Annotated in this window: 17 protein-coding genes; 13 read left to right on the top strand and 4 right to left on the bottom strand. The window is 55.0% G+C overall.

Annotation, left to right across the window (positions count from 1 at the left end):
* Window positions 1-119 precede the first annotated feature (119 nt).
* From purC to purD, 9 genes are read left to right on the top strand one after another with little or no spacing between them, the layout of a single operon-like run.
* On the top strand, window positions 120-839 hold the full coding sequence (purC, locus tag HMPREF0494_RS03710) for a phosphoribosylaminoimidazolesuccinocarboxamide synthase (RefSeq protein ID WP_007123592.1): 720 nt from the start codon (window positions 120-122) through the stop codon (window positions 837-839).
* A complete protein-coding gene (purS, locus tag HMPREF0494_RS03705; protein ID WP_007123591.1) occupies window positions 839-1090 on the top strand; it encodes a phosphoribosylformylglycinamidine synthase subunit PurS in 252 nt (83 codons plus the stop codon). The genes purC and purS overlap by 1 nt, the downstream gene beginning before the upstream one ends.
* A complete protein-coding gene (purQ, locus tag HMPREF0494_RS03700) occupies window positions 1087-1767 on the top strand; it encodes a phosphoribosylformylglycinamidine synthase subunit PurQ (protein ID WP_007123590.1) in 681 nt (226 codons plus the stop codon). Before purS ends, purQ begins: the two co-directional genes overlap by 4 nt.
* 3 nt (window positions 1768-1770) lie before the next feature.
* The gene (purL, locus tag HMPREF0494_RS03695; RefSeq protein WP_007123589.1) at window positions 1771-3999 is read left to right on the top strand and encodes a phosphoribosylformylglycinamidine synthase subunit PurL; all 2229 of its coding nucleotides are present in this window, start codon (window positions 1771-1773) and stop codon (window positions 3997-3999) included.
* Window positions 3975-5441, top strand: a complete 1467-nt coding sequence (purF, locus tag HMPREF0494_RS03690) for an amidophosphoribosyltransferase (RefSeq protein WP_007123588.1) — start codon at window positions 3975-3977, stop codon at window positions 5439-5441. The genes purL and purF overlap by 25 nt, the downstream gene beginning before the upstream one ends.
* Complete coding sequence (purM, locus tag HMPREF0494_RS03685; protein WP_007123587.1) at window positions 5438-6475, top strand: phosphoribosylformylglycinamidine cyclo-ligase; 1038 nt, start codon at window positions 5438-5440, stop codon at window positions 6473-6475. Before purF ends, purM begins: the two co-directional genes overlap by 4 nt.
* Window positions 6476-6485: 10 nt before the next feature.
* A complete protein-coding gene (purN, locus tag HMPREF0494_RS03680) occupies window positions 6486-7073 on the top strand; it encodes a phosphoribosylglycinamide formyltransferase (protein ID WP_007123586.1) in 588 nt (195 codons plus the stop codon).
* Window positions 7070-8608 carry a bifunctional phosphoribosylaminoimidazolecarboxamide formyltransferase/IMP cyclohydrolase gene (gene purH / locus HMPREF0494_RS03675; RefSeq protein WP_007123585.1) on the top strand — a complete coding sequence of 513 codons (1539 nt, stop codon included), beginning with the start codon at window positions 7070-7072 and terminating at the stop codon, window positions 8606-8608. The genes purN and purH overlap by 4 nt, the downstream gene beginning before the upstream one ends.
* Window positions 8609-8629: 21 nt before the next feature.
* Entirely contained in the window at window positions 8630-9886 is a 1257-nt protein-coding gene (gene purD, locus HMPREF0494_RS03670) for a phosphoribosylamine--glycine ligase (RefSeq protein ID WP_007123584.1), read from the top strand.
* A 1301-nt stretch (window positions 9887-11187) separates the two neighbouring features.
* On the opposite strand, the gene HMPREF0494_RS03665 is transcribed toward purD, so the two are convergent.
* The 3 genes from HMPREF0494_RS03665 to HMPREF0494_RS03655 are packed head-to-tail and all read right to left on the bottom strand — an operon-like array spanning window position 11188 to window position 12964.
* Window positions 11188-11781 carry a hypothetical protein gene (locus HMPREF0494_RS03665; RefSeq protein ID WP_007123582.1) on the bottom strand — a complete coding sequence of 198 codons (594 nt, stop codon included), beginning with the start codon at window positions 11779-11781 and terminating at the stop codon, window positions 11188-11190.
* 27 nt (window positions 11782-11808) lie between these two features.
* Window positions 11809-12546 carry an LrgB family protein gene (locus HMPREF0494_RS03660; RefSeq protein ID WP_007123581.1) on the bottom strand — a complete coding sequence of 246 codons (738 nt, stop codon included), beginning with the start codon at window positions 12544-12546 and terminating at the stop codon, window positions 11809-11811.
* A 13-nt stretch (window positions 12547-12559) separates the two neighbouring features.
* A complete protein-coding gene (locus HMPREF0494_RS03655; protein ID WP_007123580.1) occupies window positions 12560-12964 on the bottom strand; it encodes a CidA/LrgA family protein in 405 nt (134 codons plus the stop codon).
* A gap of 591 nt (window positions 12965-13555) precedes the next feature.
* On the opposite strand from HMPREF0494_RS03655, the gene HMPREF0494_RS03650 reads away from it, so the two are divergent.
* The 3 genes from HMPREF0494_RS03650 to HMPREF0494_RS03640 all read left to right on the top strand — a co-directional run bounded on the left by HMPREF0494_RS03650 (window position 13556) and on the right by HMPREF0494_RS03640 (window position 19392).
* Window positions 13556-17251: a Rib/alpha-like domain-containing protein gene (locus HMPREF0494_RS03650; RefSeq protein WP_007123579.1), complete on the top strand. Its 3696-nt coding sequence runs from the start codon at window positions 13556-13558 to the stop codon at window positions 17249-17251.
* Window positions 17252-17489: 238 nt separating this feature from the next.
* Window positions 17490-18176, top strand: a complete 687-nt coding sequence (locus tag HMPREF0494_RS03645; RefSeq protein WP_003712894.1) for a 2,3-diphosphoglycerate-dependent phosphoglycerate mutase — start codon at window positions 17490-17492, stop codon at window positions 18174-18176.
* Window positions 18177-18357: 181 nt separating this feature from the next.
* Entirely contained in the window at window positions 18358-19392 is a 1035-nt protein-coding gene (locus HMPREF0494_RS03640) for a hypothetical protein (protein ID WP_007123578.1), read from the top strand.
* Window positions 19393-19452: 60 nt separating this feature from the next.
* On the opposite strand, the gene HMPREF0494_RS11465 is transcribed toward HMPREF0494_RS03640, so the two are convergent.
* Window positions 19453-19722, bottom strand: coding sequence for a hypothetical protein (locus HMPREF0494_RS11465; RefSeq protein WP_148466466.1), 270 nt, complete (start codon window positions 19720-19722; stop codon window positions 19453-19455).
* A gap of 94 nt (window positions 19723-19816) precedes the next feature.
* Between HMPREF0494_RS11465 and tyrS the strand changes: the two genes are divergently transcribed.
* Complete coding sequence (gene tyrS, locus HMPREF0494_RS03635; protein WP_007123576.1) at window positions 19817-21067, top strand: tyrosine--tRNA ligase; 1251 nt, start codon at window positions 19817-19819, stop codon at window positions 21065-21067.
* Window positions 21068-21427 lie beyond the last annotated feature (360 nt).

Raw genomic sequence — 21427 nt, 5'->3', positions numbered from 1 at the left:
TCACAAAATCCGTTGACACCATCCCGGTACGATAGTATATTGATAGCAGGAAATAACGAATTAATTTGATCGTTATATTAAATATTGTTCGTGATTACAGTAAAGGAGCCGCGACTAAGATGGAAAAATTATTGTATACCGGTAAGGCAAAGCAAATGTGGCAGACCGACGACCCGGAGGTGCTCCGGGTGGTTTACATGGACCAGGCAACGGCGCTCAACGGCAAGGAAAAGGACCACTTTGCCGGCAAGGGGAAGGCCGCAAACGCCATCTCCACCCTGGTTTTCCAATACTTAGTCCGTCACGGGATTCAGACCCACTTCATCAAGAAGCTGTCCGACAAGGAAGAGCTGGTTAAGAAGTGCCAGATGGTACCGCTGGAATTCGTGACCCGGAACGTGATTGCCGGTCACTTCGCCAGCCGCTACGGCTTAAATGAGGGGGACTCTTTAACCGAACCGGTAGAAGAAACCTTCTACAAGAGCGACCAGCTGGACGACCCCTTCATCAACGAATCGGCAACGATTGCGCTGGGAATTGCGACTCACCAGGAGCTTGAACAAATGTGGGGTGTCTGCCGGGAAGTCAACACCCTGCTGACCCACCTTTTTGCCCAGGCGGGAATGCGGTTGGTGGACTTCAAACTGGAATTCGGCCAGCTCAGTGACGGCCAGATCATTCTGGCGGATGAGTTTTCACCGGACAATTGCCGGCTCTGGGACCTCAAGACGAATGACCACCTGGACAAGGACGTTTACCGGCGGGACCTCGCCGACTTGACAACCACCTATGATGAAGTGCTGGCCCGGTTACAACAAGCAATTGCGGAGGAAAACTAATGACTAAAGTTCGGATTTTCGTTACCTACAAGCCGTCCGTATTCGACCCCCAGGGCGATACGATTAAGAAGACCATTCACAACTTGGGCCACGACGAGGTCAAGGATGTTCAAGTCGGCAAATTCTTCGATGTTACGGTTGAAGGGACTGGCGACCAGGTTGACGCAACCGTGAAGGAGATCGCCGACCAGCTCCTGGTCAACTTCAACATGGAAACCTACACCTACCAAGTAATGGAGGAGCACCAATGAAAATTGCGGTAATCGTTTTTCCAGGTTCCAACTGTGATATTGACATTTACGAAGCCCTGCACACGGTCTGTGGTGCCGACGTCGATTACGTTTTCCACAAGCAGGAGAGTTTGGCCGGCTACGACGCGGTGATGCTTCCCGGGGGCTTTTCCTATGGTGACTACCTGCGAGCCGGGGCGATTGCCCGGTTTGCGCCCGTGATGGGGGCCGTGGTTGAAATGGCCCGGGCGGGAAAGCCGGTTTTCGGGACCTGCAATGGCTTCCAGATTTTAACCGAAGCGGGGCTCTTGCCAGGCAGCCTGAAACGGAATGATAGTCAGCAGTTTGTCTGCAAGACGGTGCCGCTGGAGGTGGTTTCCAACCGGACCCTCTTCACTAGTCAATACCAGGAGCACGAGCGGATTGCTCTGCCAATTGCCCACGCGGACGGCAGCTACTATGCCGATCGCGAGACCCTGGACCGGCTTGAGGCGCACCACCAGGTCGTCTTTCGCTACGCCGAGGAAAACCCGAACGGCAGCCTGCGGAACATTGCCGGGATTTGTAACGAACGGGGCAACGTGCTCGGCATGATGCCCCACCCGGAGCGGGCCGTTGAGGAAATCCTCGGCAGCACTGATGGATTACGGTTATTCAAGTCCCTATTGGCAAATGGCAGTGTAAAAGTGGAGGAATAAACGATGAAGCAAGCAATGTCGCCGGAAGAAATCAAGGCCAAGAAACCCTACTTAGATTGGAGCCTCAGTGAAGCCGAATACGACTACATCAGCCAGCAGCTCCTGGGACGGTTGCCAAACTACACAGAAACCGGCCTCTTTTCTGCAATGTGGAGTGAACACTGTTCTTACAAGAAGTCCAAGCCGGTCCTCCGGCTCTTCCCCAACAAGAACGCCCGGGTACTTCAGGGACCTGGTGAAGGGGCCGGGGTGGTCGACATTGATGACGGCCAGGCCGTTGTCTTCAAGGCGGAAAGTCATAACCACCCGACGACCGTGGAACCCTACCAGGGGGCCGCAACCGGGATTGGCGGGATCCTGCGGGACATCTTTAGCATGGGTGCCCGGCCGGTAGCGTCGCTGGACTCCCTCCACTTTGGCGAACTGACCGACGCGCAGACGAAAATGAAGGTCACCGGGACCGTCCGCGGGATTGGCGACTACGGCAACTGCATGGGGATTCCCACGGTGGCGGGTGAGACGACCTTCGACCCCTGCTACCAGGGCAACGTCCTCTGCAACGCCATGAGCGTCGGCCTAATGGACCAGAAGGACCTGCAAAAGGGGAAGGCGGCCGGAATCGGCAACGCGGTTATGTACGTTGGTGCCAAGACCGGCCGGGACGGTATCCACGGCGCAACCTTTGCCTCGGCGGACTTTAGCGATGAAAACGCGACCCAGCGTTCCGCCGTCCAGGTCGGCGACCCCTTCATGGAAAAACTCCTCTTGGAGGCCTGCCTGGAAGTAATTACCAAGCACCCCGACTGGCTGGTCGGCATCCAGGACATGGGGGCCGCCGGGATCGTTTCCTCCAGTGCCGAGATGGCTTCCGAGGGGCACAGCGGAATGGAATTGGACCTTGACCTGGTCCCCCAGCGGGAAGCCGGGATGTCGGCCTACGAAATCATGCTCAGTGAGTCCCAGGAACGGATGCTGCTCTGTGTCAATAAAGGCCACGAAGAAGACGTCAAGAAGGTCTTTGACTTTTACGACCTCGAGGCGGTCACCATCGGCCGGATTACCGCTGGCCACCAGTACGTCCTCCACCATGACGGCGAGGTCGTCTGTGACATTCCGGTCAGCAGTCTGACCGATGACGTATTAGAAGAATCCAGTGAAGAACAGAAGCCGGCCCGGATCGTTGCGGCCGAACAGGCACCCGCTTGGCAGCCCCACATTACGGACGTGGAAGCAACCCTCCGCTCCCTGCTCCAGCAAAGTACGGTTGCCGACAAGAGCAGCCTTTACCAGCAGTACGATTCCCAGGTGCGGACGAACACCGTTGTCGGCCCCGGCAGTGATGCCGGCGTGATCCGAGTGCGGGGGACGCATAAGGGCCTGGCAATGACCACCGACGGCAACGGCCGCTTTGTCTACCTGAGCCCGAAGGTTGGCGGCCAGATTGCCCTAGTTGAAGCGGTCTGCAACATCATTGCCAGCGGGGCCGAACCACTAGCAATTACCGACTGCCTTAACTATGGTGATCCGAACGACCCGGAAATTTTCTGGGAGCTCCACCAGTCCGTTCAGGGAATGGCGGAGGCCTGCCGGGTCTTTGACACCCCGGTCATCTCCGGGAACGTTTCCCTATACAACGAAAACAACGGTCAGGCGATTCATCCGACCCCGATGGTGGGGATGGTCGGCCTGGTCAAGAACCTCGACCACGTTATCCCGTCCTTTGTCCAGCAGCCGGGCGACCGGGTTTACCTGGTCGGGCAGACTGGCGACGATTACGCGGGTTCTGAATTGCAAAAAATGCTTCAGGGGGAGATCAGCGGGACGCTTGCCGATTTCGACCTGGAACCCGTCCGCGACTACCTGCACCGTCTGCTCAAGCTAATGCAGGCCGGCAAGGTCGCCAGTGCCCATGACCTGAGCGAAGGGGGCCTGGGGGTTGCCCTGAGCGAAACCCTCTTCAAGACGGACCTGGGGATGGACCTCGACCTGCGCCACCTGACCGCGGACCAGTTCTTCAGTGAAACCCCGGGCCGCCTGGTGGTGACCGTTCCGGCAGAATTTGCCGCGGACTTTGAAAGCACCATGGGCGGGGATGCCGCGATGGTCGGCACCGTGACCAACAGCCACTGGCTGCAGGCCCGGCTCGCCAACGCAGAAATCAACCAAAACGTGAGCGAATTGCAACAGCTCTGGGAGGAGGCCCTGCCATGCCAGCTGAAATCAAAGGACTAAATGAAGAGTGCGGAGTCTTTGGGATCTTCGGGGCCCCTGACGCCAGCCAACTGACTTATTACGGCCTTCACACCCTCCAGCACCGGGGACAGGAGGGGGCCGGCATCGTTTCTAGTGACGGCGAAAAGCTGTACCAGCACCGGGACCGGGGGCTTTTAGCGACGGTCTTTGCGGATCCGGCGGAGCTGAAACGCCTGGTGGGCGACGCCGCAATCGGCCACGTCCGTTACGGGACCAGCGGCCATAACTCAATCGCCAACGTCCAGCCCTTCCTCTTTCGCTTCCATGACGGTGACGTCGCCCTGGCCCACAACGGCAACCTGACCAATGCGGTCACCCTGCGGCGCCAGCTGGAAGACGAGGGGGCGGTCTTTCAGTCCGACTCCGATACAGAAATCTTGATTCATTTGATCCGCCAGCACATTAAGGAGGGCTTTATCCCGGCCCTCAAGAAGAGCCTCAACCAGGTCCACGGCGGCTTTGCCTACCTGCTTTTGCAGCGGGACCGCCTGATTGCGGCCCTCGACCCCAACGGCATTCGGCCCCTCTGCATTGGTCAGCTGGCTAACGGCGCCTACGTGGTGGCCAGTGAGACCTGCGCCCTCGACATCATCAACGCCAAGTTTGTCCGCGACGTTCAGCCAGGCGAACTGATTATCATTGACCAGAACGGCCTCCACATTGACCACTACACGACCGACACCCAGCTGGCGATCTGCTCGATGGAGTACATCTACTTTGCCCGGCCGGATTCGATCATCCACGGGGTGACGGTCCACAACGCCCGCAAGGAGATGGGACGGCGCTTAGCCCAGGAGCACCCGGTTGACGCGGACATCGTGATTGGGGTGCCGAATTCCTCCCTTTCGGCGGCCTCGGGGTACGCCGAAGCAATTGGCCTCCCCTATGAAATGGGGTTGATTAAGAGCCAGTACGTGGCCCGAACTTTTATCCAGCCAACCCAGGCCCTGCGGGAACGGGGCGTTCACCTGAAGCTCTCCGCCGTCCGCGGGGTGGTCAGCGGCAAGCGGGTCATCGTGGTCGACGACTCGATCGTCCGGGGGACAACCTCCAAGCAGATTGTCAAGATGCTGCGGGACGCCGGTGCCACGGAAGTTCACCTGCTGATTGCCTCACCGCCGTTTAAATTTCCCTGTTTCTACGGGATTGACGTTTCCACCCGTGCGGAGCTGCTCGCGGCCCACTATTCGGTCGAAGAGATGCGGCAGTGGATCGGGGCAGATTCACTGGCCTTTCTGAGTGTTGAGAGCCTCATCAAGGCCATCAACGTTCCTGATGCTGGGGAGGCCCCGTCTGGCGGGCTGACGGTGGCCTATTTTAATGGCGACTACCCGACGCCGCTGTACGATTACGAGGCGGGCTACCTCAAGTCACTGAATGCCCAGGAACAGCGTGAACGAAAGGAGCGTGCGCGGCAATGAACCGTTATCAAGAAGCTGGGGTTGACGTTAATGCCGGTTACGAATTGGTGGACCGGATCAAGAATGCCGTGAAGTCTACGAACCGGCCCGGTGTCGTTGGTGGCATCGGCAGCTTTGGCGGCTTGTTCGACCTTGGTGAGTTACACGTGAAACACCCGATCCTGGTTTCGGGAACCGACGGGGTGGGGACCAAGCTGCTGATTGCCCAGCGCCTGAACAAGCACGACACGATCGGTATTGACGTGGTTGCCATGTGCGTCAACGACGTGCTGGCCCAGGGCGCCGAACCGCTCTACTTTCTTGACTACATTGCCACCGGCCATAACGATCCGGCCAAGATGGCGGCAATCGTCAGCGGGGTGGCCGCGGGTTGCCGGGAAGCCGGCGCCGCGCTGATTGGCGGGGAAACGGCGGAAATGCCTGATATGTATGCCCCCGAAGAGTACGACCTGGCGGGCACCGTAACCGGGGTCGCCGAGAAAACCGCCATGCTGACGGCGGACCGGCCGGCTGCGGGGGACCTCCTGCTTGGCCTGCCATCGAGCGGCCTGCATTCCAATGGCTTTTCCCTCGTCCGGCAAATCCTCTTTAAAGACCACCAGCTGGCCTTGGACGCGCGCCCAGCGGAATTGGCGGGACAGACAATTGGCGAAGCCATTTTGGCGCCGACAAAAATTTACGTCCGGCCGGTCCTGCCGCTGATTCGTCAGGGCCTAGTTCAGGGGATTGCCCACATCACTGGCGGGGGCCTGATTGAAAACCTGCCGCGGATGTTTGGCGACCAGCTGCAGGCGGTCGTCAACGCGGGCAGCTGGCCGCAGCTGCCGATTTTCACTTACCTGCGCAAGCTCGGCAACCTGCCGCTGGCGGATTGCTGGCAAACCTTCAACATGGGGCTCGGCCTGGTTCTGGCTGTTCAACCGGAAAAGCTAACGGCGGTGCAGGCGGCCCTGACTGAAGCAGGACAGGAAAGCTACCAGGTTGGCTGCCTGCGCGAGCGGCCGGCTGGGGCAGCGAAGATTGAAATTAAGTGAGGCGGAAAACATGAGAGTGGCAATTTTGGCTTCCGGCAACGGAACGAACTTTGAAGAACTGGCAAAGCATTTCCGGTCCGGCAACCTGCCGGGCGACTTAGTCCTGCTGTTTTGTAACCACCCGGACGCGCCAGTGATGGGGCGGGCCGCGCGGCTAAACGTTCCCGCGGAAAGCTTCACAGTCAAGGATAGTGGCGGCAAGGACGAGTACGAACGGCGGTTATTGGCCGTCCTCAAGCAGTACCGGATCGACTTCGTCGTCCTGGCCGGCTACCTGCGGGTGGTTGGACCGCTGATCCTCGATGAATATGACCACCGGATTGTCAACCTGCACCCGGCCTGGCTGCCGGAATACCCGGGCCTCCATTCGATTGAACGGGCCTTTAACGATGGCCGGACCCAGACCGGGGTAACGGTCCACTACATCGACGCTGACCTAGACGCCGGCCCGGTGATTGCCCAGTGCCACGTCCCCATTCTGCCGGAGGACACGGTGGCGAGCCTGGAGGAGCGGGTCCACGCGACGGAGCATCAGTTATACCCATTAGCACTACGAGAAGCCCTGCTGGCCGCAGGAGAAAAGGAGCACAAAGAATGAAACGAGCATTGGTAAGCGTATCTGATAAGACAAACCTGGTTCCCTTTGTTCAAGGGTTGGTCGACAACGGCTACGAAATTGTTTCTACCGGGGGTACCAAGCGGGTCTTGGACGAAGCCGGCGTTAAGACCATTAGTGTCGAGGACGTTACCCACTTCCCTGAAATCCTGGATGGGCGGGTCAAGACCCTCAACCCCTACGTTCACGGCGGCCTGCTCGCCCGGCGGGAGCTGCCAGAACACATGGAAACGCTAGAAAAGCTCAACATCACGCCGATCGACCTGGTTTGCGTCAACCTCTACCCATTTAAGGAAACGATTGAGCAGCCGGACGTCAAGCTCGCCGACGCAATTGAAAATATCGACATTGGCGGCCCCAGCATGGTCCGGTCCGCGGCGAAAAACTACCGGGACGTGACCATCGTGGTTGACCAGGCCGACTATGACCAGGTGCTGGCGGAAATCAAGAACGACGGTGATACCAGTCTTGCTACCCGGGCCAAGCTGGCCGCCAAGGCCTTCCGCCACACTGCCGCTTACGACGCCCTGATTTCTCAATACCTGACCAAGCAGGACGGGCTGGAAGACCCAGAGAAGCTGACGCTGACTTGGAACCTCAAGGAAACGATGCGCTACGGGGAAAACAGCCACCAAAAGGCTTGGCTCTATGAGGATGCCCTGCCGAAGGCCTTTTCGGTCCTGTCAGCGAAGCAGCTCCACGGCAAGAAGCTGTCCTACAACAACATTAAGGACGCTGACGAAGCCCTGCGGTGTATCCGAGAATTTGATGAACCAACCGTCGTGGCGATGAAGCACATGAACCCGTGCGGAATTGGCCGGGGTGAAACCCTGGAGCAGGCGTGGGACCGGGCCTATGAAGCGGACCCGGTATCAATCTTTGGCGGCGTGATCGCCCTGAACCGGCCGGTCGACCTGGCAACGGCCGAAAAGATGCACAAGCTCTTCTTGGAAATCATCATTGCACCGGGCTTCGCTGACGATGCTTATGCCCTCCTGGCAAAGAAAAAGAACCTGCGCCTGTTGACGGTCGACTTTAGCAAGAAGGACGCGGATGTCCGCCACGAAGTTGTTTCCGTCATGGGCGGGCTGCTGATGCAGGAACAGGACGTCCTGGATGAAGACTACCACGACTGGAAGTGCGTCACGGAAGCCCAGCCGACGGAAGCCCAGCTGAAGTCCCTGGCCTTTGCCTGGAAGGCCGTCAAGCACGCCAAGTCGAACGCCATCGTGGTGGCCAACGACGAGCGGACACTGGGTGTTGGCGAAGGCCAGCCCAACCGGATCGACTCGCTCAAGATTGCCGTTCAACACGCTGGTGACGCGATTGACGACCGGGCAGTGATGGCGAGTGACGCCTTCTTTCCGTTTGGCGACTGTGTTGAGTTTGCCGGCCAGCACGGCATCAAGGCCGTCGTCCAACCGGGTGGTTCAATTCGCGACCAGGAATCGATCGACATGGCAAATAAGTACGGCATTGCAATGGTCACGACGGGGGTTCGGCACTTCCGCCACTAAAAGGATTGTGAGGAGAAGCAGATGGCAGGACAAGTAAACGTGTTGGTAGTTGGTGAAGGCGGCCGGGAGTTTGCAATTGCAAAGAAGCTCCAAGAAAGCCCGCACGTCAAGCAGGTGTACTGTGCGCCCGGCAACGTGGGGATGCCGACCGTCGGCGTCCAGCCGGTGGCGATTGCGGAAACCGACTTTGCGGGCCTGATTAAGTTTGCCAAGGAGCACGCGGTGGCCTGGACCTTCGTCGGCCCAGAAGACTGCCTGGTGGACGGGATCGTGGACGACTTTGCGGCGGCGGGTCTAAAGGCCTTTGGTCCTGACGCCCGGGCCGCCCAGCTGGAGGGCTCCAAGGACTACGCCCTCAATTTCATGAACAACTACGGGGTGCCGACCGCCCGTCACGCCTCCTACCGGGACCAAACCGCGGCCCTCGCGGAAATCGACCAGTTTGGCTTCCCGCTGGTGATTAAGGAAAACGGCCTGGCGGGGGGCAAGGGGGTTGTGATTGCTCCGGACCGCGCGACGGCCGTCCAAACGGTCAAGGAAATGTTTGCCAGCGGCCAGGCGCGGCTGGTCCTGGAGGAATGCCTGGTTGGCCCGGAATACTCGATGTTTGTTCTGTTAAGCAACGGCCACTACCGGATTCTTCCAATGGCCCAGGACCACAAACGGGCCTACGACGGTGACAAGGGGCCGAATACCGGCGGCATGGGCGCGTACAGTCCGCTGCCCCAACTGAGCGCCGCCGACCGTCAGGCGATGGTGGACCGGGTAGTCGTGCCAACGGTCAACGGCTTGGTGGCGGGCGGCTACCACTACCACGGGATCCTCTACATCGGCCTGATTATGACGGCGGCGGGGCCCAAGGTGATCGAATACAACGTCCGCTTGGGTGATCCCGAGACCCAGGTGATCCTGCCGCGAATGCAGACCGACCTCTTTGAGCTGGTCGACCGGGTGCTGAATGACCAACCGCTACCGGAAGTGGTGGAAGACCCGCGGGCCAGCTTCGGGGTGGTCCTTGCGGCCAAGGGCTACCCGCAAAAGCCGGTTCACGGGCAGGAGCTCGGCAAGCTGCCGCTAGCGCCCGGAATTGAGCTGGACTATGCCAACGTGGCGGGGCGCCCCGATAATTTGCGCGGAGCTGGCGGGCGGCTGCTGATGGTCCTGGCCCAAGCAGACTCCCTCGCGGCCGCCCATGACCGGGTTTACAGCTACTTAGCCGGTTTACAGCTGCCCGAATGCTTCTACCGGACCGACATTGGTGCGAAGGCGGGCTTGTAACCAATCAAAGAGGTTGGGAATTGACTCAGCCTCTTTGCTATTTTAAAGATGGTAATGCGACAACGAACTAGCAAGCTAGTGTTGCCCCGCTCCCATAATTGAAAACGAAAAACCTCCAGAGTTCGGTTCAAGACTGACCTCTGGAGGCTTGTTTGTATGAACAGCGGGATGGTGAAAATAAGTTCCCATCCCGTGACTCAATCTTTTGCGGCAATTGAGAAATCATTGTTGAAGAAACCATTGGATACACTAGCTAGGCCAGTGGGTAACCCTGCGGTAAGGTGAGAAGTTAACTCCAGAATAAGAAAAGCCTGACCGCAGGAGCTAGTGGGAAGAACCCGATTAGGGCAGATTCGTTCGGCTAGCTATGTGAAACGATAGATGTGTGTTGTGACAGTATGCATTTTAACTAAGGCTCGCAATTTAGAAGCACTTTTAGCTGTTAGAGAGCCTTACTAGCTTTCCAATGGGCAACTAGGCAATGCTAACATTTGGTCCATCCGGTATCAGTATCTCAGAAACTTAAATCGGATTAATTACGAGTACACCTGGTAAGCTTGCCTTACCACAACTACTAAGCGTTACCTGCCATGAATGGCCAAACCACTCCTGCTGATTCCTGTTGGCAGGCTGATTTAGCTGTTCATAACCAAGGGACTTGATTCTTACCACTTGAGAAACGCGGGGGCGTCATCTAGTGGTAGCAAAAACTGCTGGGTTGCAAACGAATGCCTGCTACCGGTTCGTCAACCGGCGGGCTGCGCTCACCGTCAGACTTGCAGTCATGAGGAAAGTGACCAGCTGGTAGTCAATGATATGATTCAGTAGCATTGGATTAACTAATGACCTGCCAGCAGCAACGAGCGAAAGTGAGCGGGCAAACGTCGACGACCATTAGTCACTGTCGGTGCCCAGTCCGCTATTTGACCGGGCGATTAGCTAAACGGGGGAGCTTTCACCACGGCCGCTTGCCAACCGTTAGTGAATGAAAATGTTTAGCTGCTTACCCATCTTTTTGAAACGCCATCGATGAAGTGTATCAAAATAATACAAAATAACAATTTTGTATTATGAAGCCATTGTAACTAGCCAGGCTTTATTTATCAACTTATAATTTGTAAGATTTAGAATGAACAAAGTCCGGCCGTCTTCGCTGGTTAGCTCGCCGGTAAGCCTTGCTGACAGCGCTTTATTCTTAATAAATATAAATTATTAATATTCACTAGTCGTACACAAGCTTAACAAAGTAAAGATTATTAAGTCTAGGGAGCGGGTAGCACGGGCAGTTTTTGGTTGATTATTTATGGCAGGGGATCAATTACGGGCGATTCGGCGCCCTTCGGCAGTTTTTCCTTATCAACGGTGATCGGGATCACCAAGAACCACTTATCGATGATTGAAATCAGCTGGCCATTGCCAAAATGGGTGATGGCGTTTAATAATTCGCGGTCCTGCTCAATCGCAAACGGCATGGTAATTCGCTTATTGAGGACGCTCATCGAGATCAGGCTGTTCTTTTTGATGAAGGAGTAAGTGCACCGGTAAGCATAATCAAGCGGCGAATTCTGAAAGGAGAGCGGCCGCTTCAGGATCTTGGTCAACGGCTCAGTGCACGCCTTTTCTTTGAAGACCTGGTTTGCCTGATGGTATTGCCGGGCCACGCTTAAATAGGTCAATTGAATCATCGCGGAATTAATGGTCGGCGAAATCTCACGTAAGCGGTAGTACATTTCGGAATTAAACTCCTTACGCGAGGCCTTGAGGTGGTGTTTGTAGTAAAACCAGTCACTGACGATATCGCAGAGCCGCTGGTATTCGCTGGTGCACTCGTGGAAGCACCGGGCCTGCTGTTCAGTGGGGAAGAGTTGGACTTTTAAATTGAAAATTAGCTGCATCCAGTTCACCTTCTATCCTAAGCGGGGCTACATAAACAGGTGGGCGTAGATCGGCACCAAGATGTCCATTGCGACCGCGACTAAAACGACGGCAATTGCGGCGGAAGCACCTTCGACCTCACCCAGTTGAAGGGCCTTGACCGAGCCGATTGCGTGGCCGGCGGTACTAAGGCCCAGTCCGTTGCTGACCTTGGGCAGTTTATTTAAGTGCAGGACTTTGATTAAAATGTCACCGAGGGCGTAGATAAAGACGGCGTTGATGATGCAGGCCATGGCGGTCACGGCCGGGACCCCGCCGATTTCCGAAGCGATCGGCATTGCCACCGCGGTCGTCGCAGCTTGAGGGAGCATTGCGGCTGCGGAGGCGTGGGAAAGGCCGAAGAGCTTAGTAACCTGATCGATTGCAAAGATGGCGATGAAACAGCCGACGAAAATGGTCACGATAATGTCAAACCAGTATTTCTTAAAAACGTCGTTCCGCCGGTAGAGGGGGATGGCGAAGGACATCGTGGCCGGGTTTAAGAACCAGAAAATAATGTCGCCGCCGGGTTTGTAGAATTTAAGGTAGATCGTGGCGGTATCAGAGTGGACAATTACGGCCCACATACCGAGGACGGAGATTCCAAAAACCATTGCGACCAGTAACGGGTTAAACAAGAAGAAACCGTGGCTTTTGTTAAACAGCAGCATTCCAAGCAGGTAGCCGATAAATGAAATGAAGATCCCGGTAAAGGGGAGGGCGAGGTTGTTCACAATTGTAGTCATAATGCCTGCCCCCTTACTTTGCGCTCTTCGCAAGCCGGGCGTGGGGCCGGATCAGGGCCGCGCCAATGAAACAGATAATGATCAGGAGGATCAGGGTTGCGATAATTGATACAAGGATGTCCTTGACCCCTTCAGTCTTCATTAGTTCCATGCTTCCAGCAAGCTGGATTCCTGAGGGAACAAATAAAAAGGCAATTAGGCCCAGCATGAAGTCGCCAAGCTTTTCCACCTGGTGGAGCTTAATCACGTGGGTTGACAGTAAAATGTATAGCAGGATCACCCCGATTAACGGCGCGGGGGCACTGAAGTTGGCGGGAAAGAGGCTCGAAATAAGCTGGGCAACAAAAAGAATAATTGCATAGATCCCACATTGGACAATGATGGGAGTTTCCTTTTTTTGATTATCCATAAATACCATAACCTTTCGGACTTTGTTTGCGATACGCAGTGGTTACGATTATTCATGGCATTTGTTCGATAACGCTTTCATTGATTATAGGCGGTTTAGCCGGGATAGTAAACTAATTTTTGCGTTTGCTTATCAAATGATAGAAAAACTGCTCAGGAGAAATTGCTCCTAGTAAGCTTAAGCTAGCAAGCTGGGAGTGCGGACCGTTTCAATAATTAATTGCCAGTGCGCGCATAACCTTTGATAGTTAAATAAGTGTTTCTATTCGCAGGAAAATACTGATGGAGCAGGAAGACAGGGCCGTTAAGAGCTAATAGTCTGGAAAAATAAATCCCAAAATTTTGTTTAAAAATTGCTTTGCTATATAATTTTACATTGAACGATAAATGTAGTTATCACTTGATAGGCATTATTAATAGTATTAACGGGGCTCGTACCATATTTTTAGAAGCTTTTTTGCGTACTGTTAGGGTTCTTTCGCTAATCTGGAACGCGCAATCAATTAGCGGATGTTTGCAACTCTTATTTTTCAATTGAAAGCTAATAGTAAACGCAATACAGCAAAAAGTAAGCTTACTTTTTGCCGGAAAGGTAATAAATATGGTAGGAAAACACAATCAACAATTAATTGAACAGAAAGCAAACCAGCACTACACCCGCTGGTCGCTGCGGAAGCTGAGTATTGGGGTAGCCTCGGTGGCCATCGCCTCCGGGTTCTTTGTTTATACTGGCCTGGGTCAGGTTGCCCATGCCGATGCTCCATCCGCCGTTGCTGCAACGGCTAATCCTTCACAGCCGGGTGCAGATAGCAATACGGCAAATGATCCAGCTGCTCCGCTGGCCGCGGCAACGCCAGCAACGGATAACGCGGCCGCTAGCACTGCTGCTCCGGCGGCCAACCTTGGCGGGGCACCATCGACCACGAACCCAGCGTCGCCATCCGTTGGTACGGACCGGGATGCCCGGAGCACGCCGATTAATATCGACGCCATTGAATCCGGCAAGGTAAAGACGGGTGGCCAGCTGACGAACGCCGGTCAAGTGGTCAGCGGCTGGCTGGAATTAGCACCGACTTCCTGGGTCGGTTATACCCCAGGGACTGGTCGTTCGACTAAGTTAAACGACTACGAAGTCTACCTGCAGTGGATTGACACCGACGGGGCGATTAGCCCAGTCTATTCCACCAGAAGCCACTACCTGGAGGGAGCGGCCTCGAATGGTGGTGGGGACGGGGTCTTCGCCTTCGACCTGCCGTCCTTCACTGATGCTAAGGGGACCGAACACAAATTCACTTACTTGCCAACTTCTAAACAGCGGTTAAAGCTATGGCTGGCGCCGGGACAGAAGTCAGCGGACGGCAGTGAACTGTTTACCTTCCGGCCGGTAGTCGGGAACACGCCGGGCTTTTCAACGCCAACTACGGCGGGGGCCTTCTACCTGGCCGGGGCTAACCTCCAGCGGGCCAGTGTCTACGTTGGCGAAGCACCAACGGCAGAGATGATCAAGACAATGGTCGGCGACCCAAGCACCTGGCGGTATGACGATGCGGGTCCGGATGGCAATCCATCGAACGTTGCCGGAGGTACCAACCGGGTTTCCGGTAAGGTGTGGTGGGAAACCTCAAAGGGCGGGACGACTTTCCCAACGTCAACCAGTGAAAATTTTGTTAACCAGACCGCCGATGAAGCCAAGACCGGCTTCCGCGTAATCACTGCGGTACTGACGCCTGAGGGGATCGCGGCTTTGAAGAGCACCCTGAGTGCCGCCACGGCGACGGACGAGGTGAATGAGCAGCTCGCAATCATGAAGGCCCATCCTGAGTACATCCAAGAAGTAGTGGTAGCACCAGTGATTGATGGTGAGTATACCGCTCACTTTAACAAGGAAATTGATCCCGATGGCCTCCTGCAGTTTATTTTGAACCCGGCAGGTGAAATCCAGTCTTCGTACAGCAACTATCCGGTGCTGGCGTACGGTAACCCACGGACCTACACCCACTCCAACCCGTTCGTTGGTGCCAAACAGGTTTACAATTCGCACTTCGCACTGGTGCCGAACCTGGAAAAGTACGACATTGATATTACTAATTACGATACAACGACGAACCCAGCCAAGCCGGGCGACTCGGTGACTGCCAAGGTGGATGCTGTTTACGCCACGGGGCAGACAACGGAAATTGTCTGGACTGCGGACGGGAAGGAACTCAACCGGACTACCGTTAGCAGCAAGGCTGAAGCAGAAAAAGCGGCCCAGCTGACCGTGCCAAAGGACCTGGCTGCTGACACTATTTACACCGTGGAACTGGTCGTGAACGGGGTCACGGTGGATGCCGACAGCTTCTTAGCCACGATGCCGACGGAGGCCGATAAGTATACGGCTACTGGCGGTAGCCTGACCAAGGGCTTTGGCGAAGCAACAACCGAGGCCGACGTGATTGCTAAGGTGACGACGGACTACCCGAAGGACGCGGCTAAGCAGCCGACGATTACGGTTGACAATCCGGCGCAACTTCCTGACGGTCAGACGGCAGGCCACGCTACCATTCCTGTTACTGTAACCTACCCAGACGGTTCCAAGGACAAGACGACCGTAAGCGTCACGGTACTGGATAAGGTAATTGACCAGACGAAGACACCAAACAATCCTACTCCAGCCGGCTACGTTCGGGTAACCTTTAACGCTGGCGATCACGGTAGCTTTGCGGCCGGGACCAGTACGATCTTTGATGTGAAGGTCGGCACGGCACTTTCTGATGTAGCAGTGCCAAAGGCAGTTGCCGCCAACGGCTACGTGGTGGCGGGCTGGAACCCAGCGTTGCCAACGACGGTCCAGGCAGCCGGAACTTACACGGCCCAGTACAAGACTGCCCAGACGGAGGCCGACAAGTATACGGCCACTGGCGGTAGCCTGACCAAGGGCTTTGGCGAGGCGACAACCGAGGCTGACGTGATCGCTAAGGTAACGACGGACTACCCGAAGGACGCGGCTAAACAGCCGACGATTACGGTTGATGACCCAAGCAAGCTCCCAGATGGAAAGACGGCAGGCCACGCTACCATCCCGGTTACGGTAACCTACCCAGACGGCTCCAAGGACAAGACGACCGTAAGCGTCACGGTACTGGATAAGGTAATCGACCAGACGAAGACGCCGAATAACCCAACGCCGGCCGGCTACGTCCGGGTAACCTTCAAGGCTGGCGACCACGGTAGTTTTGCGGCTGGGACCAGCACGATCTTTGATGTCAAGGTCGGCACGGCAATTGCCGACGTTCCAGTGCCAAAGGCAGTTGCTGCTAATGGCTACGTGGTGGCGGGCTGGAACCCGGCCCTGCCAACTACGGTCCAGGCTGCCGGAACCTACACGGCCCAGTATAAGACTGCCCAGACGGAGGCCGACAAGTATACGGCCACTGGCGGTAGCCTGACCAAGGGCTTTGGCGAGGCGACAACCGAGGCTGACGTGATCGCTAAGGTAACGACGGACTACCCGAAGGACGCGGCTAAACAGCCGACGATCACGGTTGATGACCCAAGCAAGCTCCCAGATGGAAAGACGGTGGGCCATGCTACCATCCCGGTTACGGTAACCTACCCAGATGGCTCCAAGGATAAGACGACGGTTAGCGTTACGGTGCTGGACAAGGTAATTGACCAGACGAACACACCGGACAACCCAACTCCAGCGGGTTATGTCCGGGTAACCTTTAACGCTGGCGACCACGGTAGTTTTGCGGCCGGGACCAGCACGATCTTTGATGTGAAGGTTGGCACGGCACTGGCCGATGTACCGGTACCAGCTGCCGTGGCGGCCAAGGGCTACCTAATTGCGGGCTGGAATCCAGCATTGCCAGCAACGGTGCAGGCTGCCGGAACTTACACGGTCCAGTACAAGGCAGTTCCCGCTACGGGCCAGCCGATTACTACCCAGCCAGGCGGTCAGCCTGATCCTGCGGATGGAATTGGGAACAAGGACCAGCTGCCGGACGGGACTAAGTATGAGTGGAAGAACCCAGTTGACACTTCCACCCCGGGTGACAAGGTCGGTGTAATTGTGGTTACTTACCCAGACGGAACCAAGACTGAGGTCACGGTGACGATTCACGTTGTGGGCGAAGCAGCGACGACACCAACCACCAGCCAGCCAACGGCAGCGCAACCGGCTACCAAGCCTGCTGCTAAAAACCAGCTGCCGCAGACCGGGGCTGACCACAATGGGGCATTAGCTCTTGCTGGCGTTTGCCTGATGAGTTTCGCAACGCTATTCGGCTTTGGCGAGATCCGGCGGAAGAAGTAGTTTGCTGGTGCTCAATCATTTGATGTAGTTATAACATTCTGACAATACTAAACCTCCTTTCTTTAAGGCGGGGACTTCGGTTAGTCAATCGAGGTTCCCGCCTTTTCTGCGGTTAGGCTGCTGGCGGCGGCCAAGACTAAATTGCGGGCTCGCTATTGGATTTTAGTGGGGAATGGATTAAAATGATGTAGTAATGCTATCCCTAGCGACTATTTAAGAAGAAAGAGGTCAATTGAACATGGCTAAATTAGTACTTATCCGTCACGGGCAAAGTGAATGGAACCTGTCTAACCAATTTACTGGTTGGGTCGACGTGGACTTGAGCGAAAAGGGTGTTGAGCAAGCGAAGAACGCTGGTAAGGCCCTGAAGGAACACGGCATTGAATTTGACTATGCCTACACTTCCGTTTTGAAGCGGGCCATCAAGACTTTGCACTATGCCTTGGAAGAATGTGACCAGCTGTGGATTCCAGAAACCAAGACTTGGCGCCTGAACGAGCGTCACTACGGTGCTCTGCAGGGCCACAACAAGAAGAAGGCCGCTGAAAAGTACGGTGATGAACAGGTTCACATTTGGCGTCGTTCATACGATGTTTTGCCACCGCTGCTGAGTGCTGATGATGAAGGATCCGCTGCTAACGACCGTCGTTACGCTAACTTGGACCCACGGACGATTCCGGGCGGGGAAAACTTGAAGGTGACCCTGGAACGGGTTATTCCGCTGTGGCAAGACGAAATTGCGCCAAAGCTGCTTGACAACAAGAACGTCATCATCGCAGCCCACGGTAACTCCCTGCGTGCTTTGAGCAAGTACATCGAACAGATTTCTGACGAAGACATCATGAACTTGGAAATGGCTACTGGCCAACCGGTTGTTTACGACTTCGATGACAAGCTGAACGTTTTGAGCAAGGAAAAGTATTAATCATTAGAAATAGTTAACCGGGACAACCTTAGTTTCGGCTAACGGCAAAAATTCCCGATCAGCTGACCGGGAATTTTTCGTTTTTTGAAAAAACTGCGAAGATTAGCAGAATGAATTGAGCTCACTCTGCGATGTGTTATGATTAAATGTAAATTAATTGATAAAGGTGGACGGTTTTTCAATGAAAAAACAACAAGGATTGTCCTTGAGCAGCTTTATTCAGGCGCTCAAGGCGTTAGTGAAGCCTCATTACTTTTCGGCAATGTGGTCAATCGGCGGGATTACGATTATCTACTTTGCATTAGTGTGTGTTGCTTCGCTACTGATGACTAATGTTGCGCAGTCAATGATGATGAGCGTAATGATGATAATGTACGGAATGGCATCACCACTGGCACTGCTGCTGGGGTTGCTGGAAATTCTGGCTGGCCTGGCAGTTCTGGCCGCGTTAACCTTCTTCTACGGCTTCTTTACCGTGGCGGTCCAGTATACCTACCAGGATCACCTGCAAGACCCTGATCAACCGGTAAGCGCCGGCTCCATTTGGCTGCACTTCAAGCACCTGCGGAAGAACCAGTTGTGGCGGATCGCGCTGTACACTGGCTTATTCATCTTCCTCTGGAGCCTGCCGCTGGACATCGTTGCCCAGATTGTTGGTGGGATGACGCACAATGCAATTTGGTTCTACGGGATCCGAATTGTGAATGAAATTATCGTCATCTGGAAGGGAATCGAGTATGCCCAGGCCTACTTCCTGTACCGGGAAAAGCAGCCACGGTTCCTTGGCCAGTCAATGCGCCATGCCCTGACGGCCAGTCGGCGGTTCATGGGCGGCCGGAAGTGGAACTACCTGTTGATCTGCCTGTTTGTCGAAGTTTTGCCGATGGCAGTTTGGGCGGTAATCTTTGGTGGCCTGGCCTACTACGGTAACTACACGGCAACCTATGTGCTGTTCTACATTGGCCTGCTGATTACTATCCTGGGCCTGATTTGCTACCTGCCGGTGGTCTTTGCTACTGGTTCGCTCTTCTACGTCCGGAGTAAGGAAACGGCCGACGTTGATGCCGACTTCCGGGATACCTTTAAGCCAGTCGCTGTGCTGACGGGCGAGGCCTTTGTGCACGAGGTCTACGTACCAAAGAAGGACCAGGAGCAACCAGCGCCGACGGTTAAGCCGGAAGAAAAGAAGAAGCCAGAGGCAAAAAAGGAAGACTAATTTGTAATGTGGATGGGAGCGGGAAAATTTGTCCGCTCCTTTTTATTACCCTAATCTTAACTAGGTGCGGGTCGGCAGCTCAAAGGGCGACGCCGCAGAGGAACCCTGCCGGTGGGCTTGACAGACGGCCGCAGGAACCGGTACAATAACGGCAACTAAAGGGCAGTGAAGCGGACAGCAGTAGTCATCAGCTGGACATTCAGGGAGCCGGCGGCAGTTGCGAGCCTGGCCAATGACTGATGATGAATTACAGCCGTGGAGCCCGTCACTTTGAACGGATCGTCCCGTTACCGGCGAAGAGTGGTAGCTTGTCAGCTTGGCAGGCTGCAAATCAAGGTGGTAACGCGGTTAAATCGTCCCTGACTTCAATGTTTGAAGCCAGGGCTTTTTTAGTATCCGGGAGTTTAATTTAGGAGGGATATCCATGAACATTATTGATGACCTGCAATGGCGGGGCGCAATTAACCAGACGACTGACCTGGACGCGCTAAAGGAACTCACTGAAAATAAGAAGATTGCCCTATACTGCGGAACTGACCCGACTGGCGACAGCCTGCATATCGGTCACCTGATTCCGTTTATGATTCTGAAACGGTTCCAGCTGGCGGGGCACCACCCGGTAATTATTATTGGTGGGGGCACCGGCGCAATCGGGGACCCGTCTGGCCGGAAGAGCGAGCGGACCCTGCAGACGATGGACCAGGTCCACCACAACGAAGCGGCACTGACGGCGCAGATGAAGAAGCTTTTCGGGACCGAGAACTTTACAATTGTTAATAACTACGACTGGCTGTCGCAGATTAGCCTGCTGGACTTTTTGCGGGACTACGGGAAGCTGTTTAACATTAACACGATGCTGAATAAGGAAGTCGTTGCCAGCCGGCTGGATGCGGGGATTTCGTTCACCGAGTTCACCTACCAGATTTTACAGTCGGTTGATTTTCTCCACCTGTACCGGCACAATGACGTGCAGCTGCAAATTGGCGGTTCCGACCAGTGGGGGAACATCACGGCCGGAATTGACTTAATTCATAAGGTCGAGGGCTCGGAAACGAAGGTTTACGGGCTGACGATCCCGCTGATGCTCAAGGCGGATGGAACCAAGTTTGGGAAGACCGCCGGTGGGGCAATTTGGCTGGATCCGGAGAAGACGTCGCCTTACGAGTTCTACCAATTCTGGATTAATCAGGATGACCGGGACGTGGTGAAATACTTGAAGTACTTTACTTTCCTTTCTAAGGAAGAGATTGACGACCTGGCAGAAAAGGTAGAAAAGGAACCGTGGAAGCGGGAAGCGCAACGCCGGCTAGCGGAAGAAGTGACCAAGTTCGTCCACGGTGAGCAGGCGGTAGAAGAGGCCCAGCGGATCAGCAAGGCGCTCTTCTCTGGGGACGTTGCCGACCTGTCCGTTGCGGAAATCGAACAGGGCTTTAAGAACATGCCGTCAGTAGATGTTGATAATCAGAAGGAAAACATCGTGGTGTGGTTAACCGATAACGGGATGGAACCTTCCCGGCGGCAGGCCCGGCAGGATGTTTCCAATGGGGCGATCCGGATCAACGGCGAGAAGGTCACTGATGTTGATGCGGAAGTGGACCCGAGCACGCATTTTGATGGCAAGTTTGTGATTGTCCGGCGCGGGAAGAAGCATTACTTCCTGGCCCGGGTAAAATAATTTGATCCTGCGATTGTTAAGAAAAGGCGGGTTAGTGGTGGACACTAGCCCGCCTTTTACCGTTTAAATGAGCGGAATTCGGAATGATTGAGCAAAAACGGTGTGGGCAAGTTCAGCTTTGTGGATAAAGCGGGTGAATGCTAGTAAAAAGTTGCTTGACGGGGCGCTGGATTCCATGTATTATATTCAACGTTGTCAAAGACGTTGACGATGTGCTAAAAAAGATAGGCAAAAGTTGTTGACAGTTGTTTGAGAACATGATATATTATTTAAGCTGCTTGTTAGTAAGCTGACAAATGATTGATTAAAATTAGTTGTTGACTTCGCTTGGGTGGCTGTGATAAAATATAAAAGCTGTTT

Source organism: Limosilactobacillus antri DSM 16041 (assembly GCF_000160835.1).
Lineage (GTDB): Bacteria > Bacillota > Bacilli > Lactobacillales > Lactobacillaceae > Limosilactobacillus > Limosilactobacillus antri.
This window is presented reverse-complemented; position numbering and strand designations above follow the sequence as displayed.

What these genes read in the sequence shown, in the direction of transcription:
- purC (WP_007123592.1), top strand. Translation starts at nt 120, where the DNA reads ATGGAAAAATTATTGTATACCGGTAAGGCAAAGCAAATGTGGCAGACC.
- purS (WP_007123591.1), top strand. Translation starts at nt 839, where the DNA reads ATGACTAAAGTTCGGATTTTCGTTACCTACAAGCCGTCCGTATTCGAC.
- purQ (WP_007123590.1), top strand. Translation starts at nt 1,087, where the DNA reads ATGAAAATTGCGGTAATCGTTTTTCCAGGTTCCAACTGTGATATTGAC.
- purL (WP_007123589.1), top strand. Translation starts at nt 1,771, where the DNA reads ATGAAGCAAGCAATGTCGCCGGAAGAAATCAAGGCCAAGAAACCCTAC.
- purF (WP_007123588.1), top strand. Translation starts at nt 3,975, where the DNA reads ATGCCAGCTGAAATCAAAGGACTAAATGAAGAGTGCGGAGTCTTTGGG.
- purM (WP_007123587.1), top strand. Translation starts at nt 5,438, where the DNA reads ATGAACCGTTATCAAGAAGCTGGGGTTGACGTTAATGCCGGTTACGAA.
- purN (WP_007123586.1), top strand. Translation starts at nt 6,486, where the DNA reads ATGAGAGTGGCAATTTTGGCTTCCGGCAACGGAACGAACTTTGAAGAA.
- purH (WP_007123585.1), top strand. Translation starts at nt 7,070, where the DNA reads ATGAAACGAGCATTGGTAAGCGTATCTGATAAGACAAACCTGGTTCCC.
- purD (WP_007123584.1), top strand. Translation starts at nt 8,630, where the DNA reads ATGGCAGGACAAGTAAACGTGTTGGTAGTTGGTGAAGGCGGCCGGGAG.
- HMPREF0494_RS03665 (WP_007123582.1), bottom strand. Translation starts at nt 11,781, where the DNA reads ATGCAGCTAATTTTCAATTTAAAAGTCCAACTCTTCCCCACTGAACAG.
- HMPREF0494_RS03660 (WP_007123581.1), bottom strand. Translation starts at nt 12,546, where the DNA reads ATGACTACAATTGTGAACAACCTCGCCCTCCCCTTTACCGGGATCTTC.
- HMPREF0494_RS03655 (WP_007123580.1), bottom strand. Translation starts at nt 12,964, where the DNA reads ATGGTATTTATGGATAATCAAAAAAAGGAAACTCCCATCATTGTCCAA.
- HMPREF0494_RS03650 (WP_007123579.1), top strand. Translation starts at nt 13,556, where the DNA reads ATGGTAGGAAAACACAATCAACAATTAATTGAACAGAAAGCAAACCAG.
- HMPREF0494_RS03645 (WP_003712894.1), top strand. Translation starts at nt 17,490, where the DNA reads ATGGCTAAATTAGTACTTATCCGTCACGGGCAAAGTGAATGGAACCTG.
- HMPREF0494_RS03640 (WP_007123578.1), top strand. Translation starts at nt 18,358, where the DNA reads ATGAAAAAACAACAAGGATTGTCCTTGAGCAGCTTTATTCAGGCGCTC.
- tyrS (WP_007123576.1), top strand. Translation starts at nt 19,817, where the DNA reads ATGAACATTATTGATGACCTGCAATGGCGGGGCGCAATTAACCAGACG.